Source organism: Actinoplanes sp. NPDC051405, from assembly GCF_055586185.1.
In genome coordinates, this window is the sequence record NZ_JBVJIR010000038.1 from 1 (window position 1) to 19,876 (window position 19,876).

General features: G+C 70.1%; 22 protein-coding genes. 6 read left to right on the plus strand and 16 right to left on the minus strand.

The genetic code is table 11. The features are described 5' to 3' along the window. Positions 1 to 1,512 precede the first annotated feature (1,512 nt). Positions 1,513 to 1,995 carry a hypothetical protein gene (locus ACZ6S4_RS43870; protein WP_465480610.1) on the minus strand — a complete coding sequence of 161 codons (483 nt, stop codon included), beginning with the start codon at positions 1,993 to 1,995 and terminating at the stop codon, positions 1,513 to 1,515. 12 nt (positions 1,996 to 2,007) lie between these two features. On the opposite strand from ACZ6S4_RS43870, the gene ACZ6S4_RS43875 reads away from it, so the two are divergent. After that, positions 2,008 to 2,181 carry a hypothetical protein gene (locus tag ACZ6S4_RS43875; RefSeq protein WP_465480608.1) on the plus strand — a complete coding sequence of 58 codons (174 nt, stop codon included), beginning with the start codon at positions 2,008 to 2,010 and terminating at the stop codon, positions 2,179 to 2,181. 248 nt (positions 2,182 to 2,429) lie between these two features. Here the strand turns inward: ACZ6S4_RS43875 and ACZ6S4_RS43880 are convergent, their stop codons facing one another. Both ACZ6S4_RS43880 and ACZ6S4_RS43885 read right to left on the minus strand, forming a co-directional pair. Beyond that, complete coding sequence (locus ACZ6S4_RS43880; protein WP_465480570.1) at positions 2,430 to 2,981, minus strand: ATP-binding protein; 552 nt, start codon at positions 2,979 to 2,981, stop codon at positions 2,430 to 2,432. Then, the gene (locus ACZ6S4_RS43885; protein WP_465480571.1) at positions 2,978 to 3,793 is read right to left on the minus strand and encodes a HEAT repeat domain-containing protein; all 816 of its coding nucleotides are present in this window, start codon (positions 3,791 to 3,793) and stop codon (positions 2,978 to 2,980) included. The genes ACZ6S4_RS43880 and ACZ6S4_RS43885 overlap by 4 nt, the downstream gene beginning before the upstream one ends. 78 nt (positions 3,794 to 3,871) lie before the next feature. Here ACZ6S4_RS43885 and ACZ6S4_RS43890 point away from each other — a divergent pair, with 78 nt between their 5' ends. From ACZ6S4_RS43890 to ACZ6S4_RS43900, 3 genes are read left to right on the plus strand one after another with little or no spacing between them, the layout of a single operon-like run. Then, positions 3,872 to 4,114, plus strand: a complete 243-nt coding sequence (locus ACZ6S4_RS43890; protein WP_465480572.1) for a hypothetical protein — start codon at positions 3,872 to 3,874, stop codon at positions 4,112 to 4,114. Further along, positions 4,111 to 4,548, plus strand: coding sequence for an SRPBCC family protein (locus ACZ6S4_RS43895; protein ID WP_465480573.1), 438 nt, complete (start codon positions 4,111 to 4,113; stop codon positions 4,546 to 4,548). Before ACZ6S4_RS43890 ends, ACZ6S4_RS43895 begins: the two co-directional genes overlap by 4 nt. Positions 4,549 to 4,578: 30 nt before the next feature. Beyond that, positions 4,579 to 5,163, plus strand: coding sequence for a hypothetical protein (locus ACZ6S4_RS43900; RefSeq protein ID WP_465480574.1), 585 nt, complete (start codon positions 4,579 to 4,581; stop codon positions 5,161 to 5,163). Here the strand turns inward: ACZ6S4_RS43900 and ACZ6S4_RS43905 are convergent. The 4 genes from ACZ6S4_RS43905 to ACZ6S4_RS43920 form a co-directional block, all read right to left on the minus strand. After that, positions 5,147 to 6,406, minus strand: coding sequence for a serpin family protein (locus ACZ6S4_RS43905; RefSeq protein ID WP_465480575.1), 1,260 nt, complete (start codon positions 6,404 to 6,406; stop codon positions 5,147 to 5,149). The genes ACZ6S4_RS43900 and ACZ6S4_RS43905 overlap by 17 nt on opposite strands. Before the next feature lie 72 nt (positions 6,407 to 6,478). Next, positions 6,479 to 6,802 (minus strand): hypothetical protein, encoded by a 324-nt coding sequence (locus ACZ6S4_RS43910; protein WP_465480576.1) that lies wholly within the window; start codon positions 6,800 to 6,802, stop codon positions 6,479 to 6,481. Positions 6,803 to 6,929: 127 nt separating this feature from the next. Beyond that, positions 6,930 to 7,559, minus strand: a complete 630-nt coding sequence (locus tag ACZ6S4_RS43915) for a maleylpyruvate isomerase family mycothiol-dependent enzyme (protein WP_465480577.1) — start codon at positions 7,557 to 7,559, stop codon at positions 6,930 to 6,932. 69 nt (positions 7,560 to 7,628) lie between these two features. Further along, a complete protein-coding gene (locus ACZ6S4_RS43920) occupies positions 7,629 to 8,072 on the minus strand; it encodes a MarR family winged helix-turn-helix transcriptional regulator (RefSeq protein WP_465480578.1) in 444 nt (147 codons plus the stop codon). Positions 8,073 to 8,145: 73 nt separating this feature from the next. Between ACZ6S4_RS43920 and ACZ6S4_RS43925 the strand changes: the two genes are divergently transcribed. Continuing rightward, positions 8,146 to 8,520, plus strand: coding sequence for a cupin domain-containing protein (locus tag ACZ6S4_RS43925; protein WP_465480579.1), 375 nt, complete (start codon positions 8,146 to 8,148; stop codon positions 8,518 to 8,520). 84 nt (positions 8,521 to 8,604) lie between these two features. Here the strand turns inward: ACZ6S4_RS43925 and ACZ6S4_RS43930 are convergent, their stop codons facing one another. Next, positions 8,605 to 8,814 (minus strand): hypothetical protein, encoded by a 210-nt coding sequence (locus ACZ6S4_RS43930; RefSeq protein ID WP_465480580.1) that lies wholly within the window; start codon positions 8,812 to 8,814, stop codon positions 8,605 to 8,607. A 54-nt stretch (positions 8,815 to 8,868) separates the two neighbouring features. Then, positions 8,869 to 9,699, minus strand: a complete 831-nt coding sequence (locus tag ACZ6S4_RS43935; protein ID WP_465480581.1) for a class I SAM-dependent methyltransferase — start codon at positions 9,697 to 9,699, stop codon at positions 8,869 to 8,871. A gap of 125 nt (positions 9,700 to 9,824) precedes the next feature. Here ACZ6S4_RS43935 and ACZ6S4_RS43940 point away from each other — a divergent pair, with 125 nt between their 5' ends. Further along, positions 9,825 to 11,084, plus strand: a complete 1,260-nt coding sequence (locus tag ACZ6S4_RS43940) for an ROK family transcriptional regulator (RefSeq protein ID WP_465480582.1) — start codon at positions 9,825 to 9,827, stop codon at positions 11,082 to 11,084. 52 nt (positions 11,085 to 11,136) lie between these two features. Here ACZ6S4_RS43940 and ACZ6S4_RS43945 read toward each other — a convergent pair whose 3' ends face one another. The 7 genes from ACZ6S4_RS43945 to ACZ6S4_RS43975 form a co-directional block, all read right to left on the minus strand. Next, complete coding sequence (locus tag ACZ6S4_RS43945; protein ID WP_465480583.1) at positions 11,137 to 12,540, minus strand: GH1 family beta-glucosidase; 1,404 nt, start codon at positions 12,538 to 12,540, stop codon at positions 11,137 to 11,139. A gap of 71 nt (positions 12,541 to 12,611) precedes the next feature. Further along, complete coding sequence (locus ACZ6S4_RS43950; RefSeq protein WP_465480584.1) at positions 12,612 to 13,619, minus strand: ABC transporter ATP-binding protein; 1,008 nt, start codon at positions 13,617 to 13,619, stop codon at positions 12,612 to 12,614. Then, the gene (locus ACZ6S4_RS43955; protein WP_465480585.1) at positions 13,616 to 14,704 is read right to left on the minus strand and encodes an ABC transporter permease; all 1,089 of its coding nucleotides are present in this window, start codon (positions 14,702 to 14,704) and stop codon (positions 13,616 to 13,618) included. The genes ACZ6S4_RS43950 and ACZ6S4_RS43955 overlap by 4 nt, the downstream gene beginning before the upstream one ends. A gap of 3 nt (positions 14,705 to 14,707) precedes the next feature. Beyond that, positions 14,708 to 15,688: an ABC transporter permease gene (locus ACZ6S4_RS43960; RefSeq protein WP_465480586.1), complete on the minus strand. Its 981-nt coding sequence runs from the start codon at positions 15,686 to 15,688 to the stop codon at positions 14,708 to 14,710. Further along, complete coding sequence (locus tag ACZ6S4_RS43965; protein ID WP_465480587.1) at positions 15,685 to 16,818, minus strand: ABC transporter ATP-binding protein; 1,134 nt, start codon at positions 16,816 to 16,818, stop codon at positions 15,685 to 15,687. Before ACZ6S4_RS43965 ends, ACZ6S4_RS43960 begins: the two co-directional genes overlap by 4 nt. Positions 16,819 to 16,900: 82 nt before the next feature. Then, the gene (locus ACZ6S4_RS43970) at positions 16,901 to 18,583 is read right to left on the minus strand and encodes an ABC transporter substrate-binding protein (RefSeq protein WP_465480588.1); all 1,683 of its coding nucleotides are present in this window, start codon (positions 18,581 to 18,583) and stop codon (positions 16,901 to 16,903) included. A 125-nt stretch (positions 18,584 to 18,708) separates the two neighbouring features. After that, positions 18,709 to 19,731 carry a LacI family DNA-binding transcriptional regulator gene (locus ACZ6S4_RS43975; RefSeq protein WP_465480589.1) on the minus strand — a complete coding sequence of 341 codons (1,023 nt, stop codon included), beginning with the start codon at positions 19,729 to 19,731 and terminating at the stop codon, positions 18,709 to 18,711. Between the last annotated feature and the right edge of the window lie 145 nt (positions 19,732 to 19,876).

The window sequence follows — 19,876 nt, forward strand, 5'->3', positions numbered from 1 at the left end:
CCCCCCCCCCCCCCCCCCCCCCCCCCCCCCCCCCCCCCCCCCCCCCCCCCCCCCCCCCCCCCCCCCCCCCCCCCCCCCCCCCCCCCCCCCCCCTCTCCCCCCCCCCCCCCCCCCCCCCCCCCCCCCCCCCCCCCCCCCCCCCCCCCCCCCCCCCCCCCCCCCAACCTTGCATGGTTTCCTGTTCCGGCTTTGTTCTTGGTTGCTCGCTGCTGGTTGCAGGGCTTCGTTCGTGATCCCCTTGCGGTTCGGGGTCTGGCTGCCGCGCTGTGGTCATTGCAGGAGATTCTTGTCGGGCAGGCCGGCCTGAGTGGTGGGTCTTGCGTACGCACCTCGCCGGTTGCGGTGCGGGAGCGTTTGGGGTGCGATGAGGTCGCGTGTCGCGCTTGGCGATGCCGCCGGGGCTTGATTCAACGGGAGCCTCACCTGAGCCTGCGATCCGGCCTCGGCTTCACCTGTGCCTGCGGCGCGCTTTCGGCATGACCTCAGCCTGCGATCCACCTTCGGCTTCACCTGAGCCTGCGACGCGCCTTCGGCTTCACCTGTGCCTGTGATCCGCCTTCGGCTTCGCCTGAGCCTGCGACGCGCCTTCGGCTTCACCTGTGCCTGTGATCCGCCTTCGGCTTCGCCGGTGCCTGTGATCCGCCTTCGGCTTCGCCTGTGCCTGTGATCCGCCTTCGGCTTCGCCTGTGCCTGTGATCCGCCTTCGGCTTCGCCGGTGCCTGTGATCCGCCTTCGGCTTCGCCGGTGCCTGCGATCCGCCTTCGGCTTCGCCTGTGCCTGTGATCCGCCTTCGGCTTCGCCTGTGCCTGTGATCCGCCTTCGGCTTCGCCTGTGCCTGTGATCCGCCTTCGGCTTCGCCTGAGCCTGCGATCCGCCTTCGGCTTCGCCTGAGCCTGCGATCCGCCTTCGGCTTCGCCTGAGCCTGCGCGATGCACCCTTGGCTTTGCCTGGACCTGCGGTGCACCTTCGGCTTTGCCTGAACCTGCGATGCACCTTCGGCTTTGCCTGAACCTGCGATGCACTTTGGCTTCGCCTGAACCTGCGCGACGCGCCTTGGGCTTGCCTGAACCTGCAGTGCACCGTTGGCTTTGCCTGACCTGCGCGATGCGCCTTTGGCTTTGCCTGGACCTGCGGTGCACCTTTGGCTTTGCCTGGACCCTGCGATGCGCCGTTGGCTTTGCCTGGATCCTGGGACGCGCCCATGGCTTTGCCTGGACCTGCGACGCGCCTTCGGCTTGGCCTGAGCCTGCGATCCATCCTCGGCCTCACCTGAACCTGTGACCCGACCTCGGACTCACCCCGACCCGCGTCCCATTCGCGGTCTCACCTCGATCCGCACCCAGACGCGCCTCAACGCGCACCCCCCGGAGGGGCCTTGGCCCGTACCCCGGACGGGTCTCGACCCGCATCTCAGAACCCAGACGCGTCTCGAGCTGCGTGTGTCCGCTTGGGACGCTCGATGGTTGAGCGGGGGTCGGGCGCGAGGCTTGTCTTCCTCGCCCGGCTTTCGCGTCATTCCTTGGCGCGTTTTTGCAGTTGCTTGGCTAGGTGGTTGTGTTCGGCTGTTGCGGTGGGTGTTGTGTCGCTCAGGCCGCTTTGGGTGGCCGTTTTGCTGCGGAGGAAGGTTCGTAGCAAGGGCACGAGGAGGGCTTCCGGGAGTGTCTTCAGTGCGGCGAAGGCGCGTGGGACTGGCGGCGTCGGCAGGGCGGACAGGTTTTCTTCGATGTGGTGGAGCATGGCGCGGACCACTTTTCGGTCGGCGGCCAGTGCGGCTGGGCCGCCGGCTGCGTGCGCGGCTTGGGTCAGGGGTACCTCGAAGGCGGCGTGTGTGGTCAGCCAGGCGTCCATTTGTGGCTCGGCCTTGGTTCGGATTCCGGTCGTGCGGAACGCCTGCATGATCTGTTCCAGGCGCGGGTTGGGGCGGCCGTCGGGGGCACCGATCAGCATCGGGACGAGGACACGGTTCGCGACCGCTTCGTCGCCGCTTTCGGACACGCGCTGCCTGGCCTGCCCGCGGAGGAGCTGTGGTTCCGGATGCGCGGGATCCTCGCCGTGACCGCTGTGGACCGCGTCAATCTCTACAACCAGCGCCCGTCGAACTCCGGATCGGGTGAGGCGGCCCGGGGCTGGGCGATCACGTTCCTGGCGGCGGCGATGAGCGCACCACCGACCGGCACCTGATACAGCACCGCCCGCCGGCCTACCCGAAGTAAGTCGACGGCCGCCGCCACCCGTCGTCACCGGCCCGGAACGGCGGCTCGTGGGCCGCCACTCGGTTGACCGGCCGGGTCGGTTGTCGCGGCCGAAGGACCTTGGTGACCTTCGCCAAGCTCACGCCCGAATCCGCGCCTCGGCGAGCGCGCCCATGCCACCCTCAAAGCCTGGAAAGTCCTGACCAGGCCGCGCTGCGACCCCACCGGGTGACAGGCTCAGTGGACTGACGGGGGCCAGCGGTGGGTGCGCCAGGCGTCCCAGGTCGGGAAGCCGGGTGGAGGATCGCCGATGGGTTCGGTGCCGTCGAGTTCGGCTTGGGTGGGGATCTCGATTCTGGCGGCCCACTCGGTGAGTTCCTCGTCGGACATGGGCCAGGTCGTGTGGGGCGCTTCGGCCTGGCGCTGATCAGCTCGTCGCCGCTGCTCGGTGGGGGAGAGTTCGAAGTACAGCATTTCCACGGTGGCGCCCCGGTCTGCTGCTGCCTGGCGTAGCGCGGAGCGCTCGTCCCGGCTCCACAGGCCGTAGTCGATCACGACGTTGTTGCCCAGTTCCAAGGCGCGCAGGCCGATCTGGATCAGTCGGCCTTCGATCACGTCGCCGGCCGCCGGCGGGTTCTCGTCCCCGTAGAGCGCCTTGATCCATTCGTCCTTGGTCAGACGCAGGGCTTCCTGTTCCATTTCGATGCGCCGGGCGGCAGTTGTTTTCCCCGTGCACGGGAGTCCCACGGTCAGGAACAGCGTCGGTTGCTGCCTCACGGCGTTCGTCAAGCCTCGGCGCTTTCTCGTTCTGCTATCGCTGTCTGGATGCGGCGCAGCGTGCGGAGGGCTTTCTTCGCGGCGGCGCGCACTTCGCCGTCGAAGACCGTTGTGCCGCGGTCGGTGGCCATCAGCCGTTCCAGGGTTGGGACCGCCCGGTCGTCGCCCGTTGAGCCGAGCGCGACGGCGGCCCAGTAGCGTTGATTCGGGTCCGGGCTGTCGGTCGCGGCCAGCAGCCGGGGCACCACCTCGGGTGCGAACAACGCCAGCGTGCTGGCCACGTAGCCGATCCGGGGAAACCGGCGGTTCTCGAACTCGTGCCAGAGGGCCTCCAGTGCCGCATCGCCGCCGATGCGGGCCAGGGCGTCGGCGGTCCGCTGGCGGAGCCAGTCGGCCTCGTCGCCGAGCAACGGCTGCAGCGACGGTACGACCGAGGCGTCGCCGAGCCGGCCGAGTGCGGTCACCGTCTCACCCCGGACGATCCACTGCGAGTGGTCGAGGAGCGTGACGAGCTGCGGTACGGCGGCCCGGATGTCCATGGCCGCGCAGCCCATCGCGGCCCACGCCTGGCAGTTGTAGCGGGTGTCGGCGAGCGCGGCCAGCAACGGCTCCGCCAGGGCGCTGTCCGCGAAGACGGCCGCCTGGTTCATCGCCCGCGAATACAACGACCGGTGGAAATCCCGGTAGTCGCGGACCAGCGCGTGCAGCGCCGCGATGGCTGATTCGTCACCCTGCGTCCTGGCCCGGTCGAGCAGGCGGTGCACATGTGCTTCGCGGGTCTCGAGGTCTCCCGAGCGAAGGCCCTGCAGGTCAGCCGGATTCACCGCCCGACCATACGCGTCACCGCCGGTTCGTCCGCGCTCAGGCGGTGGTGGACGTGCGGGCTGTGTTACCTTGGTACCGTGGTAACAGCTGATCGTGTCCAGACCGGCCTCCGGCTCGACCGGACGGTGCTGAAGGTGCTCAAGGGCCTGGCCGAATACCTCGACCTCTCACTCGGCGATCTGGTCGAGGGCATGGCGCTGCACGCGTTCGAGGGCCGGACCCCGTTCTCACCCGAGACCCTCGCCAAGATCGAGCAGCTCCGGGAGGTCTACGGACTCACCCTGACCGCGGCCGATGCCCACAGCGAGGAGGAACGGTGAACGTCGTCCTGAGTGGCCGGCTGACTGTCCCGCTTCCGCCCGAGCGCGCGTTCGAACTGTTCACCCCGCGCGGGGAGCAGCGATGGGTGACGGGGTGGCTGCCCCGCTTCCCGGCCGACCCGGCCGACGAATCCGCACCGGGAACGGTCTTCGAGACCGACGCGAACGGGCGCCGTACCACCTGGGTGGTGACCGACCGGACGCCCGGCCGCCGCATCCGCTACGCCCGGGTGGTCCCGGACGTCAACGCCGGCACCGTAACTGTGGAGCTGGCCGACGATGCCGTCGGCACCAGCGACGTCAAGGTCACCTACGAGCTGACGGCGCTGACCGCGTCGGCCGCGGAGGATCTGCGGACCTTCGCCGCGCGATACCCCGACATGCTGCGTCAGTGGGCCGGTGCCATCACCGCCGCCCTGACCGATCCCGCGTAGGCGGTGGACTGCGGCTTCTACCGTCGAGCGATGACCAAGATCCCGACCGGCGCCGCCTGGCGCCCGTACCTGCGTACGCTCGCCGACGCGGGACTCGACGTCGCATCTGTCGGCGCCTGGGTTGCCGCCGCCGAGCTGCCCCCGGCCCGTCGCCGTCTCGCTCGTGGTGCGGTGGCGGCCGTCACCGCCGCCGTGGCGATTCCGGGGATTCGTGCCGCCCGTTCTGCCGCCGCGAGCACCGACGAGCCCGCCGTCCCGGGGGCCGGCTCCGGACTTCCCTACGTGGATGTCGGCATCCAGCTGCCGGCCGACGATCCGTCCGAGGATGATCCGTCGCTGCGTCGGCGAGCTGTCCTGGCGGGTGCCGTCGGTGTCGGCGTGCTGACCACCGCCGTGGCCGCCTCGGTCGGCGTCGCCGTGGCGGGCCGGCAGTTGGAGCGGCGCTGGCTGGCGCGGCTCACCCGGCACGGCCACCCGCACCCGCACCGGGCCCTGGCCCTGCGGATGGCCGGGCTGTACGCGGCGTTGACGGTGCCCAGCCGGCTGATCGTCGTCCGGCAAGGCGCGGAGGCCGGCCGCCGGAACCCCGGGGGTGAGCTCAGGCAGGCGCGGTGACCAGCGGGTCGTGGACCCGGCCGAGGAACAGCGGTACGCCGCTGGAGCGGTCGTGGATGACGTAGAGGAACGGGCGGTCGACGAAGAAGTCCGGCCCCTGGGGTATCGAGGGCGGCCGGACGATGACCGCCGACGCGGCCGCCGCCTCGGTGCCCTTCTCGTCCACCGCGATGAAGGTCTCGTGGGCCACGTCGTCGATCCGCAGGGACGGCTCGGTGCTGATGCCGGTGAAGTCCGCCCGCGACGAGAACGCGGTCGGCATGCCGAGCTCGCTCAGGAGGCCGCCGAGCTGGGCCGGCAGGCGGAACGTCCATTTCGGCAGCCGCAGCTGGACCGGCTGGAACCGGAATCCGCGCAGCAGGGCCCCGAGCCACGCCTCGTCGAGGTGCGCCTCGACCGCGGTGAGATCGTCCCGGGTCGGCAGGACGACGGCCATGGCCAGGCCGCCACCGGCGTACGGCACGTCGACCGCCCGCCACCCGTCCCCTTCGAGGTACCCCATCGGGTCGAACGGCCCGCGCATCATCGGCACCTCGACGACCCGGCCGTCATCGCGGGTGAACGGCGCGGCCACGGTCGCCGGGGCGCTGAACGGGTACGTCCAGGCCGCCCGCAGGTAGGTCGTGTTCGTCAGGATCAGGGTGGTGTCGGGGCTTACCGAACCGGACTGCAACAGCTCCGGGATCTTCGCGTTGGTCCGGTCCGACACCCAGGTGTTGATCCTTTGACGTGCCTCGTCCGTCGCGCCACGGAAGTCGACCGGGTGCGGCGCGGCGCCGTAGTAGCCGGCCAGCGTGTCCCGGAAAGCCGGCTCCAGATCGAGGCCGAGTCGCGTCCACAGGGCGTTCGCCGTGGCCAGCCTGGGTTGTTTGGTGCCGTCCCCGTCCTGGTACCGCCCCATCAGCGCCTGGTCGATGGCGTTGAGGCCGCTGTCGAGCGCGCCGGGACGCGGCTGCGGCGCGTGCAGCACGGCGTCCATCTCGTCCGCGGTGGTGGAGCCGGCGCCCGCTCTGGTCATGGCCAGGGCGAGCGCGACCGAGTACGGCGAGCAGACCACGTTGCCGTCGCCGGCGGCCGAGCTCAGCGAACGGTAGAGGTCGGCGGTGAAGCCCCGTACGGCGATCGCGGCGCCCTCGGCGGCAGCCGGATCCGTTGTCGCAGCCGGCCGGCCGGGGAGCTTCCGGGCAACCAGCGCGGCCGTGGCGAGCGGCAGAGCCCGCAGGACAGATCGACGCGACACCATGCAGCGACGGTAGGACGGTCCTGTCAGGACACGCCAGGGCCCGGCCGTAAAATCGAAGTCGAGCAATGTCTACTACATGCCGGAGACGTCAATGTCCGCCCCGTCGAAGTCGACACCGACGGACGTGCGTCGGCTGCTGGTGCTGCTGCCGCCGCTGGGCCGGACGGGCGTGTCCTTGCTGACGATGCCCAGGATGACGAAGAGGAGCAGCAGGATCCCGCCCGCGATGGCGAGCCCCAGCCCGACCTCACCGCGGGCGCCGGGCGGGATGAGCTCCCACAGGTCCACCACCAGCAACCGGTACGGTTTCAGCGCCTGCCAGATGAAGACGGCCACGACCGCCCAGAAGGCCACGATCGCCAGCATGACAACCCCGGTGAAGGCTCCACCGGCCATCTTCGATGCTCGTGTCCGGAGTTCCTGCCGCATCGCTCACCACCCAGCGGATAGGCGTCACCCGTCGTTCACGGTAGCGAGTTCCGCCAAGCGTGCTGACCACGCTGTAGTGCAGCAGCGCAGACCCTCACCGGAGGGCGGGCGAGTTGAACCGAGGGGCACTCTCGCCCGTCAGCCGGCCCGGGGGCAGGTGCCGGCCGCAGACCACGAGCAGGAGGTCCTGGGCCAGTCCGCGTAACGGCGTACCCGTCCCGTACACCCAGTCCAGGTCCGTTGCTTCCAGGCGTACCCCGGTCAGGTCCGCGCCGAAGAACTTGGCGTTCTTGGGTCGCAGGCCGGCCAGCACGAGCGCGACGCGCTCGGGCGGTGGCCGGCGGTCCAGGCCGAGGCCGACCGTGATGTCCAGGCCGTGGATGAGGTCGTGGGACAGCGCTCCGCGCGGCCCGTCGCCGGGCGGCGCCCACGGGTGGGTGATGTTGTCGCGCAGTGCGGTGAGCAGTTCCGCCGGCGACAGCCGGGCGGCGTCGCGGCGGGCCAGGCGGTCCGCCATCCGGTTGATGTCGCCGCGGGCCTTGGCCAGTTCCCAAACGGTACGGCCGAGCGACATGTGGAACGGTGCGGTCGTGTGGGCGATGACTTCTCGTACGCGCCAGCCGGCACTCAGGGTCGGGGCGTTCCACTGCTCCGGGGTCAGCGTGGCGAGCAGATCGGCCTGTTCAGTACGTTCCGCCTGTACTTCGGCCTGCAGGTTCGGCATCGCGGGTCTCCTGTTCGGTGGGCTTTCCAGGAGTACGGATCAGGCGCGCGAAAGTAATCGGGGGCGCGGTCACCAAGTGGGTCGCAGGCGGCCCGGGGTGGCGATGCGGGACAGGTCGGCGCGCAGGGCGGCCAGGCGGTGCGGGCCGAGGGCGTCCACCCAGGGTCGCAGCACCTCGATGGCGGCCTCGTCCGCGGCCCGGGTGCACGCCCAGCCTTTCGGGGACAGCACGATCAGGCGGGCGCGGGCGTCGGCCGGGTGCGGGCGGCGTTCCACGTACCCCTTGGTCACGAGCTCTTCGACCAGCTGGCTGGCCGCCTGTTTGGTCATGCTCAGGTGCTCGGCGAGCTGGCTCACCGTCGCGCCGTCGTGGGACAGGCGGGCGAAGGCGAAGCCGTGCGCCGGGCGCAGGTCGGCGAAGCCGCGGGCGCGCACGCCCGCGTCGATGGCGTCCACCAGGGCGCCGGCCGCGTTGAGCAGCAGCACCGGCAGGTCGAGGAGATCGCGGTCCACGTGAACGAGTTTGACAGATCAGTCAAGCTGCTTGACTATTTAGACAAGCAGCTTGACTACTTGGGGAGACACCATGTCCGTCGTTCGTGAGCAGGACGCCGTCGCGCATCAGTTGCACGGCGCCACATTCAACTCGTTCGTTGCGCCCTCGTCGGGCAGCAGTGAGCTGTGCGCCTGGCGGCTGGAGGTCGCGGCCGGCACGACCGGGGTGCCGCACCGGGTGAACCGCGAGGAGGTGCTGCTCGTCCTGGCCGGTGAGCTGACGGCGACCATCGACGGGGTCGGCGCGGCGGTACGCCCGGGCGACGTGGCCTTCGTGCCGGCCGGGGCGAGTTTCGCGCTGGACAACACCTCGGGCGCGCCGGCGACCGCCTGGGTGACGACCACCGTCGGGCTCGAGGCGACGCTCGCCGACGGCTCGTCGATCAGCCCGCCCTGGGTGCGCTGACCACGACCGGGCCCGCGTCGGACAGCAGAACGCCGCCGGCACCCCGGGTGGGGTGGCGGCGGCGTCCGGCAGAGGTGGGCTGGTCTACTTCGAGGGCTCCGGGATGTCGCAGGTGATCTTCGGGTTCACACCCAGCCAGTTGAGCGGGCCGGCGACCACCGTGACGACGACCGTGCCGGCCTCGGCACAGCTCGCGTCGCCCGTGTCCTTGAAGTAACCACGCTCGAACGCGGCAACGGCGCCGAGGACGAGCCAGATGATGAGGATGACTCCGCCGATTGATCCTGCGCGCATCGAGGCTCCTAGGTCGTGGGGACTGGCCGCGAGATACCCCGAATGCTTCGATCTTTAAACGGAGGCCCGGACCGCCCGCAACGTGTAGCTGTGCGGCAGCCGCTGCGGACGGTCGGTGAGCTGCCATTCTCCGTTGTCCAACTGCCGCATCTGGCCCGGCATCGCCTCCCACGGCACGGAGAGGTGCTCGGTCAGCCCGGTCACCGCCATCCCCGCCTCGATCAGCGCGGTGGCGGTCTCGCCGAGGCCGTGGTTCCACTCGTGGGTGGTGTTGTGCACGAACTCGGCGTCCGTCTCGACGTACGTGCCGCCCTCGGTCCAGACCGTCGGTTCCGGCTGCTCGAAGTACGGGTGCTCCAGCGTGAGCAGGCCGTCCGGCCGGGGGTCGGCCAGCGCCCACAGCACCGGGTGACCCTCGCGGATGAACAGCCGGCCGCCCGGGCGCAGCAGCTCGGACACGACCTGCGCCCAGCGACGGATGTCGGGCAGCCAGCAGAGCGCCCCGATGCCCGTGTACACGAGGTCGAAGCTGCCGCGTTCCAGCTTCTCCGGCGCGCTGTAGACATCCGACTCCACGTACTCCACCGGGGTGCCGGCCTGCTCCGCGATGCGCCGGGCCTCGGCCAGGGACGCCGGGGAGAAGTCCACGCCGGTCATCGTCGCGCCGAGGCGGGCGAGCGACACGGTGTCCGTACCGATGTGGCACTGCAGGTGCACGCCGCGCAGGCCGCGGATGTCGCCCAGCAGCGGCAGGTCGAAGCGGACCACACCGCTGAGGTGCGCCGGGTCGTCGGCGAAGGTGGCGACGCGGTAGTCCTTGGACGCCGCGTGGGCTGCCGCGCGCTCGTCCCAGTTGGCGCGGTTCAGGACCTGATATTCGTTCACGGCGCCGACCGTATCCCAGCCCTGGCCAGGTCACGAGGTGGTTTCCGGGCCGCCCGTGCCACATGATGTCAGTGGCATAGCGTTAGATGGCAGGTCGACGGGGCTGAATGCGAAGGCGGTAGGGGTTGGAGACCAGGCGTACGACGGTGCGGGACGTCCGCCGCGCGAACCGGGCCAGCCTCCTCACGGACCTGTTCCACGGCGGCCGGCAGAGCCGCCAGGAGCTCGGTGACACGACCGCGCTGAGCCAGGCCAGCGTGAGCAACCTGATCGGCGAGATGATCGACGAGGGCCTGGTCGAAGAGGCCGGCCTGGTCGGTTCGGACGGCGGGCGGCCCCGGGCGCTGCTGCGGGTGGCCCCCGGGTACGGCTACGTCGCCGGCGCCGACGTGGGCGAGACCCGCCTGCTGGTGGAGCTGTACGACCTGGCGATGTCCCGCCTCGGCGTGGCCCAGTTCTCGCTCGGTGACGACGGCCCCGACCCCCAGGTGACCGCGGCGAAGCTGCTGGAGGGGCTGGCGGCGGTCATCGCCGAGGCCGGCGTCGAGCGTTCCGAGGTGCTCGGCTTCGGCGTGGGCGTACCGGGCGTCGTGGACCACTCGACCGGTTCGGCGGTCGTGCACTCGCAGACGACGGGCTGGGACGCCGTACCGCTGGGCGAGATGTTGCGGGCCGGCACCGACGTGCCGGTGTTCGTGGAGAACGGCGCGAAGACCCTGGGCCAGGCCGAGATGTGGTTCGGCGCGGGCCGGGGCGCGCGGCACGCGGTGATAGTCATGGTCGGCACCGGCGTCGGCGCGGCGGTCGTGATGGACGGGCGCGGCTATCGCGGCGCGTTCAGCAACGCGGGGGAGTGGGGCCACACCACTTTGGTGTACGACGGCGACGTCTGCCGGTGCGGGGCGCGGGGCTGCCTGGAGGCGTACATCGGGTCGGAGACGGTGATCGCCCGCCTCGCCGCGGCGACCGGTCAGCAGCCCGACCCGAAGTTGCTCACCCGGATGCTCGCGGCCGACGGTGCGCTGGACGAGCCGGCCCAGGCCGTCATCACGCAGACCGTGGGTTACCTGGGCGCCGGCATCGCGGGGCTCATCAATCTCTTCTCGCCGGAGCGCATTGTGCTGGGTGGGCCGGCCGGCTTGGCTCTCGGAGAGCGCTTTCTTCCCGACATTCGTGACGCAGCTGCGCGAAACGCTCTGCGGCATCCGTACTCGCGGACCCGGATCGACCTGTGTCAGCTGGGACCGGACGCGGTCGCGATGGGCGCGGCCACCCTGCCGATCGCCCGGCTGCTCGCCGACGGCGGCCTCCCGGCCACCCCGGGCCCGACGACCCCACCGTCCCGCGCCGCCCACCGCCGCTCCCTGAGCCGCGGCCGCGGCTGAGCAACCCACGCCGGCGCGGCGACCATGCGATCGCCGCACCGGCGCACCCCCGTCAGCTGCCGCGGACCCGGCTGATCGTGTCGCGGTACCAGAGGGCCGACTGCTTCGGCGTACGCACCTGGGTGTCGTAGTCGACGTGCACGATGCCGAACCGCTTCGCGTAGCCCTCGGCCCATTCGAAGTTGTCCATCAGCGACCACGCGAAGTAGCCCTGCACGTCCGCGCCCTGCTCCCGGGCCGCCGCCACCGCCGCGATGTGCTCGGCCAGGTACGCGGTCCGGTCATCGTCGGCCACGTTCCCGTCGGCGTCGGCGCTGTCGTCGAAGGCCGCGCCGTTCTCCGTGATCACCATCGGCAGGCCGGGGTAGTCGCGGTGCAGCCGGACCAGCAGCCGGGTGAAGCGTTCCGCGGTGATCGGCCAGTTCATCGCCGTACGCGGACCACCCGGCAGGACCGCCCGCACCACCGGGTGCCCGTCGGCGTCGTGGGTGTTGCCCTGCTCATCGGTGCCGCTGAAGTCCTGCCCGAAGTAGAAGTTCACCCCGAGCACCTCGAACGGCGTCGAGATGACCTCCAGGTCGCCGTCCTGGACCGGGAACGCCGTGCCGCGCGCCGCCAGGTCCTCGACCATGTCCGCCGGGTATTCGCCCTTGCGCAGCGGGTCCAGGTAGATGCGCAGGCCCATGCCGTCGGCGCGGCGGGCCGCGTCCCGGTCGGCTTGCGTGTCCGTGGCCGGGTCCGCCGTACCCATGTTGAGGGTGATGCCGAACTTCATCTCGCGCGTCGCCGCCGCCCGCATCCGCTGGGTCGCGAGGCCGTGGCCGAGCAGCAGGTGGTGCACCGCCGAGATGGCGTCGCCGAAGTTCTTGCGGCCCGGTGCGTGCACGCCCACGTAGTAGCCCAGCCAGGCCGAGCACCACGGCTCGTTCAGCGTGGTCCAGTTGTCCACCCGGTCGCTGAGCTTGTCGAAGACCAGCATCGCGTAGTCGGCGAAGCGGTACGCGGTGTCCCGGTTGGGCCAGCCACCCGCGTCCTCGAGCTCCTGCGGCAGGTCCCAGTGGTAGAGGGTGACCCACGGGTCGATGCCGTTGGCCAGCAGCTGGTCGGTCAGCCGGTCGTAGAACGCCAGGCCGGCCTCGTTCGCCGGGCCCCGGCCGCCGGGCTGCACCCGCGGCCACGCCACCGAGAACCGGTACGTGTCCACGTCCAGGCTCTTGATCAGCGCCACGTCCTGCGGCATCCGGTGGTAGTGGTCGCACGCGACGTCGCCGTTGTCGCCGCCCACCACGGCGCCGGGCACGCGGCAGAACGTGTCCCAGATGGACGGTGTTCGGCCGTCCTCGGCGACGGCGCCCTCGATCTGGTACGAGGACGTGGCGACGCCCCACTTGAACGACGGCGGCAGGTCGGCGGTGGGCAGGAGCAGCCCGGGGGCGGGCGTGACTGTGGGGTTCATGGTTCTCCTGAAGGGGGATGGATACGAAGACGGCCCCGGCTGGTGGGGCCGGGGCCGTCGGCGTGCGCTCTTTATCCGACTGGCTGCTTGACCGGGTGCAGCCAGCAGGCGACGGTGCGGTTGGCCCCGTCGGGGGTGTCCGGGTTACCGAGCACCGGGATGTTGTCCGGGCAGGGGTCGAAGGCCTTCGGGCAGCGCGGGTGGAACGAGCAACCGGTCGGCATGCCCTTGAGGTCGGGCGGTGAGCCGGGGATCCCGGCCAGCTCGCGGCGCGGGCCGCGCAGCGCCGGGAACGAGGACAACAGACCCTTGCTGTACGGGTGCAGCGAGTCCCGGTACAGCGAGGTCGCCTGCGCCTCCTCGACGATCCGGCCGCCGTACATGATGGCGATCCGGTTCGAGAACTCCACCAGCAGCGACAGGTCGTGGGTGATGAAGATGACCGAGAAGCCGAGTCGCTCACGCAGTTCGATGAGCTGACCCAGGATCTGCCGTTGCATGACCACGTCGAGCGCCGTGGTCGGCTCGTCCATGATGACCACCTGCGGCTGCAGGATCAGCGCCATGCCGATCATCACGCGCTGCCGCATGCCGCCGGAGAGCTGGTGCGGGTAGGCGTCCATCCGGTCCGCCGAGATGCCGACCAGCTTGAGCATCTCCCGGGCCCGGGCGTTGCGGCTGTGCGCCGACATCTGCGGCTCGTGCGCGGCCAGCACGTCGGTCAGCTGGGTGGAGATCTTGTGCACCGGGTTGAGCGAGTTCATCGCGCCCTGGAACACGATCGCCGTCTCGGCCCAGCGGAACGCCTGCAGCTGCTTGTCGGTCAGGCCCAGGACGTCGTACGGCTCGCCCTTCTCGGGGTGGTAGATGACCTCGCCGCCGCTGACCACGCCGGGCGGGGCGAGCAGCCGGGTGAGCCCGTACGCCAGGGTGGACTTGCCGCTGCCGGACTCGCCGGCCAGCCCGAGGACCTCGCCGCGGTGCAGGGTGAGGTTGACGTCGCGGACGGCGTGCACCGCCTGGTCGCCCAGGCCGTAGTCCACGTTGAGGTTCTTGATCTCGAGAACGGGTTCGCTCATTGAGTGGCCTCCTTGCTGCGGGTGACCGGGGTCGGCTTGCCGCCGATGACTGGGATCGGGCTGGCGTGGGTGTGCGGCGCCGCCGAGTTGTCCAGTACCGGCGTGAAGCCGACCCGCATCCGTACGGTGCGCCCCGACGTGGTCTTGATCTTCGTCTTGCCGGCGCTGCGCAGCCGCGGGCTGACGAACTCGTCGATGCCGAAGTTGATCAGCGAGAGGGCGGTGCCCAGGAACGCGATCGCCAGACCGGCCGGGACGAACCACCACCACGCACCCTGGGCCAGGGCCTGCTGGCTCTGCGCCCAGAACAGGATCGTGCCCCAGTTCCACGAGGTGGCCGAGCCGATGCCGATGAAGGCCAGGGTGATCTCCGAGGTGACCGCGAAGATGACCGTGCCGACGAAGCCGGACGCGATGATCGCGGTCAGGTTGGGCAGGATCTCGAAGATGATGATGCGCCAGGTGGATTCGCCGGTGGCCCGGGACGCCTCGACGTAGTCGCGTCTGCGCAGCGACAGTGTCTGGGCTCTCAGGATCCGTGCGCCCCAGGCCCACGAGGTGAGACCGATGATCAGGGCGACCAGGGTGTCACCGCCGCTGGGCACCGCCGCGGTGACGATGATGATCAGCGGCAGGGCCGGGATGACCAGGAACACGTTGGACAGCGCCGACAGGCTGTCGTCCCAGCCGCCGCCCAGGTAGCCGGCGGTGACGCCGATCAGCACGGCCAGGATGGTGGCGATGACGCCGGCGGCCAGGCCGACCAGCATGACGGCCCGGGTGCCGACCAGGATCTGGCTGAACACGTCCTGGCCCAGGTGGGTGGTGCCGAACCAGTGGTCGGCCGACGGCGGCGCGACGAACTGCTTGCCGCGGGCGTCCGGGTCGTAGGGCGCGACCCACGGCCCGATGATCGCGAACAGCAGGTAGATGCCCAGGACGACGATCCCGGTCATGGCCTTCTTGTTGGAGATGAACCGGAACTTGCGGCGCTTGGCCGCCTTGCCCGGCTTGGCCGCCTCGGGCTGCGCCATCGCGCCCTGGCCGGGAATGACCTGGTCGATGCTGGAGGTGGGGATGGTCACCTGTCAGCCCTCCTTGCGGGTACGCGGGTCGAGCATCAGGTAGGCGATGTCCGCGATCAGGTTGGCCACCAGCACCGAGATGGTGATGACCAGGAAGATGCCCTGCATCAGCGGGTAGTCCTTGGCCCCGACCGCCCGGAACAGCAGGAAGCCCAGCCCCGGATAGGAGAAGACGATCTCCACCAGCAGGGTGCCGCCGACGATGAAGCCCAGCGACAGCGCGAAGCCGGAGATGTTGGGCAGCAGGGCGTTGCGGGCCGCGTAGCTCAGCGCCACCCGGCGGTCCGACAGGCCCTTGGCGTGCGCGACCGTGATGTAGTCCTCCGCCGCGACGGTGACCATCATGTTGCGCATGCTCAGGATCCAGCCGCTCACCGAGGAGATGAGGATGGTCAGTGCCGGCAGCAGGCTGTGCTGCAGGGCACTGGAGATGAACGGCCAGTCCGGGTACGGCACCACGTCGGTGCCGTAGCCACCCGAGGACGGGAAGAAGCTGTCCGGCCCGGCGAGCAGGTAGATGGCCAGCAGGCCCAGCCAGAAGTACGGCACCGAGGACAGAAACGTGGTGGCCGGCAGCAGGCCGTCGATCCACGAGCCGCGCCGCCAGCCGGCCAGCACGCCGAGGCTGGTGCCGATGAAGAAGCTGATGATGGTCGTGATGCCGACCAGCGCCACGGTCCACGGCAGGGCGTCGCTGATGACCTCGGAGACCGGCGACGGGAACGCGGTGAACGACAGGCCCAGGTCGCCCTGGAACAGCTGCTTCCAGTAGTCGACGTACTGGCTCCAGATGCTGGCGTTCTTGTCGAGGCCGAACAGCACGTAGAGCGAGTCGATCGCGTCGGTGCTCATCTGGCCCTGGAAGCGGGCCAGCAGCGACTTGACCGGGTCACCGGGGATGAGCCGGGGGATGAAGAAGTTGATGGTGATCGCGGCCCAGGCCGTGAAGAGGTAGAACAGGATCCGCTGGATCAGGAACTTCATCGGACCTCCTCCGGGTGCGCGTCCGCCGCGACCGTCACGGCCTCGGGGGAGTGGCCGGTCGCGGCCGAGCCGGGCGGCTGGGCGGCGACGGTGGCCTCGTCGTAGAGCCAGCAGGCGGCCCAGTGACCGGGCTTGTCGCCGATCTCCAGGCGGACCGGCAGGTCGGTGAGGCAGCGCGGCATCGCCATCGGGCAGCGCGGGTGGAAGCGGCAGCCGCTGGGCGGCTTGATCAGGCTGGGCGGCTCGCCGTTGCCGCGGTCCGCGGCGTCACCGAGCATGTTGGCGATCCGGTCCGGGTCGGGTGCGGAGTCGATCAGCAGCCGGGTGTACGGGTGCGCCGGCGACTGGGTCACCGACTCGCTGTCGCCGCCCTCGACCATCCGGCCGGCGTACATCACCATCGTGTCGTCGGCGAAGTAGCGGGCCGAGGCGATGTCGTGGGTGATGTAGAGGATGGCCAGGTTGAGCCGTTCCTTGAGGTCGCGCAAGAGGTTGAGCACGCCGAGCCGGATCGAGACGTCCAACATGGACACCGGCTCGTCGGCCAGCAGCGCCTCCGGGTCCGCGCCCAGCGCCCGGGCGATGGCCACGCGCTGGCGCTGGCCACCCGAGAGCTCGTGCGGGAACTTGTCCAGGTAGCGCTCCGGCGGCGTCAGGCTGACCCGGGTGAGCAGGCTGTTCAGCGCCGCCTCGAGCTCCTCGGCGGAGTTGCCGGCGTTGTGGTGGATCTTCAGCGACCGGGTGAGGTGGTACCGGATGGTGTGCACCGGGTTCAGCGACGCGAACGGGTCCTGGAAGATCATCTGGACCCGGGCGGCGTACTGGCGGAACTGCCGTCCGCCCTTCACCCTCGTGCTCTCGCCGTGCAGCTGGATGTCCCCGGCGGTCCGGGGGTAGAGCTGCGCGAGCAGGCGGGCCACGGTGGACTTGCCGGAGCCGGACTCGCCGACCAGGGCGGTCACGCGGCCGCGTCGCAGCGTGAGATGTACGTCATCAACCGCGTGGACGGCGTCGTGCGTGCGGTTGAAAAGGTCGCGCAGCTTCCGGCGGACGGGGAAGTGCTTGGTCAGGCCGATCGCCTCAAGCACCACCTCGTTGGCCGGCGCCTCAGCCTCTGGGCTCAACGTCATGCCGAGTTCCTTCGCAGGGGTGAACTGCCGCGGTGCCGTGCCCCGGACGGGGTCGAGCCCGTCCGGGGCACGGCGTTGCGGGTCAGGAGTTGGCGGGCTTGAGGTGCAGGACGACGTCCAGGGCGTTGGCCTGCGTGGGCTGGCCGGCGCTGTAGGGGTTGGTGTCGTCGGGCCAGCCGACCCAGTTCTTGGTGCTGTAGGCCATGCCGATGTTGTCCGCGCCGACGGGGATCATCGGCACCTGCTCCACGAAGATCTTCTGGATCGTGTTGAGCGCGGTGGTGCGGGCGGCGTCGTCAGCGGCGTTGGCGTACGCGGCCAGCGCCGCGGTCGCCTCGGGGCTGTTGAAGCGGCCGAAGTTGCCACCCGGGGAGGCGACGCCGATCTTCTTCAGCAGCTTGCCGTCCATGATGGTCTGGTAGATGTCGTACGGCGTCGAGCCACCGTTGGTCCAGCGGAAGGTGGCGTCGAACTTGCCCTCCTCCACGTTGCGGAACCAGGCGTCCTGGTTGGCCTTGTCGACGGTGGCGGCGATGCCGATCTGCGCGAAGTTGTCCTTGACGATCTCGAGCGAGGTCTGGTAGTCGGACCAGCCGCTCGGGTCGGTCAGGGTGATCTTCACCGGCTTGCCGCTCGGGTCCTTCAGCGTGGTGCCCTCGAGCTTGAAGCCCGCCTCGGTGAGGACCTTCTTGGCGCCCTCGACGTCGACGGCCTGGGTCTTGCCCTTGTACTCCGGCGCGACGTAGGCGTCACCGGCCGGCGACGGCAGACCGGTCACGCTGGTGACCAGCGGGTGGAAGTAGCCGGCCTCGGCCTGGTTGAAGATGTCCTCGCGGTTGACGACCATGCTCATCGCCTTGCGCAGGGCCACGTTGTCGAACGGCGCCTTGGTGGTGTTGATGTAGAGGCCGTGGATGCCGAGCACCGGCGGGGCCCACACCTTGTAGTGCGCCGGGTCCTTGTCGATGAAGACCGTCTTGTAGTTCGGGATGAAGACGAAGCTCCACTCGTTCGAACCGTCGGACAGCGCGGTGGTCTGCGCGTTGTTGTCGGTGTACGACGTGTAGCGCAGCTCCTTGACCTGCGGCAGGTCCTGCCAGTAACCGTCGGCGCGCACGGTCAGCGTGGTGGTCTGCGGCGTGAAGGACTTCAGCGTGTACGGGCCCGAGCCGACCGGCGTCTTGTTCGGGTCGGTGGTGGGGTCCTTGATGCCTTCCCAGATGTGCTTGGGCACGATCGGGGTCTGGCCCAGCCACTTGTCCTTGTAGACGAACATCGAGCTGGTGAACGTCACCGTCACGGTGTTCCCGCTGGCGCTGATGTCGCCGTACGGGGTGGCGGCCAGGTTCAGCGCCTCGTTCTTCTTGATCAGGTTGAACGTGTAGGCGACGTCGTCACCGGTGACCGGCTTGCCGTCGGACCACTTGGCGTTGTCGCGGACCGTGATGGTCGCCTTCTTGAAGTCCGGCGTCCACTCGGCGCCGGTGGCCAGCCACGGGCGGGACGGCTCGGCCGGCTTCACCGGGTTCCACATCAGCAGCGGCTCGTAGATCATCCAGCGATAGCCGAGCGAGGCGCCCGCCGACGTGGTGAGGAACGGGTTGTGGTTCTCGGTCTGCGGGCCGTTGGGCATGCCGACGGTCAGGAACGTGGCCCCGCTGCCGGCCTTCTTGTTGCCCTCGTTGGGGGAATCGCCACAGGCGGCGAGGCCGCCCGAGGCCAGCACGCCCGCGAGGGCGACCGCGAACAATTTCCTGCGCTGCATCTCTGATTTCTCCTCAGGTGGTGCGAATCGGGTGAGAGGGGGTGCCCCGAGGCAGGGCGAGTGCGCCGGACGTCGGAACGCCGGCCGTTTTGCGGATCTATGGGGGTGTGACGGGGGAGTGCGGTTTATGCGGAGTCGGGCTCCGGGCTCACGCCGGTGGAGCCCCTGACGGTGAACGTGGCGGGGATGACGGTCGGGCGGTTGGGCAGGGGCGAGCCCTCGAAGTGGGCGAGCAGCGTGCGTGCCGCCGCCTCGCCCATCTCGCGCAGCGGTTGGTGCACGGTGGTCAGCGGCGGCTGGGTGTGGGCCGCCATGGGGATGTCGTCGAAGCCGACCACCGCGACGTCCTGCGGGATGCGCCGGCCGCTGTCGAGCACGGCCTGCATCGCGCCGGTGGCGGAGAGGTCGTTGTGGGCGAAGATCGCGTCGAACTCCACACCGGACTCCAGCGCCGCCTGCACGAGCTCGAAGCCGCGCGCGATCGTGAAATCACCCTGGAGCACGCGGTCCGGGGTGACCGGGTGGCCGGCCTCGGCGAAGACGCTCGCGAAGCCGTCGAGCCGCTGCACCGTGCAGCCGAAGCGCTCGGGACCCGCGACGACCAGCGGCTTGCGCCGGCCGATCTCGAGCAGGTGCCGGGCGGCGGCGCCGGCGCCGGTGTGGTTGGTGGTGCCCACGCTGGGGATCTGGCCGGGCTGCACGTCACGGTCGTCGATCAGCACCACCGGCAGGCCGCGGGCGTGCAGCATGGCGATGTAGTCGAGGGTGCCCTCGGGCTCGATCACCAGCAGCCCGTCGAAGCTCTTGGCGGAGACCTGGGCGCCGAACTGGCGCATCGACTCCTCACCGCGGTTGCAGGTGAACAGCAGCAGGCCGTAGCGCTCGGTCTCGAGCACGTCCACGGCGCCCTGCAGCACCTCGCCGATCCACGGCCAGGTGAGCGAGGGGACCAGCATGCCGACCACCCGGGTCCGGCCGCGGGCCAGGCCGACGGCCCGTGAGCTGGGCACATAGCCCAGTTCTTCGATGACCTTGCGGACCCGGGCGGCGGTCGACTCGTCCAGCTCACCCTTGCCGTTGAGCACCCGGGAGACCGTGGTCTTGCTGACCTTGGCCCGGGCTGCCACATCGGCGATGGTGATTGGCACGTGTCCTCCGACTTGTGTCCAGCTGGTTGCACCGCAGTTTCGGAACCGGTTTCGGGAGCGGTTCCGGGCAGTTAACTCCGGTGAGCCGGGTCACGTCAACGCGTCGGTAGCTTTATTTAGGTTTCGAGACGGTAACTAGGTTGCG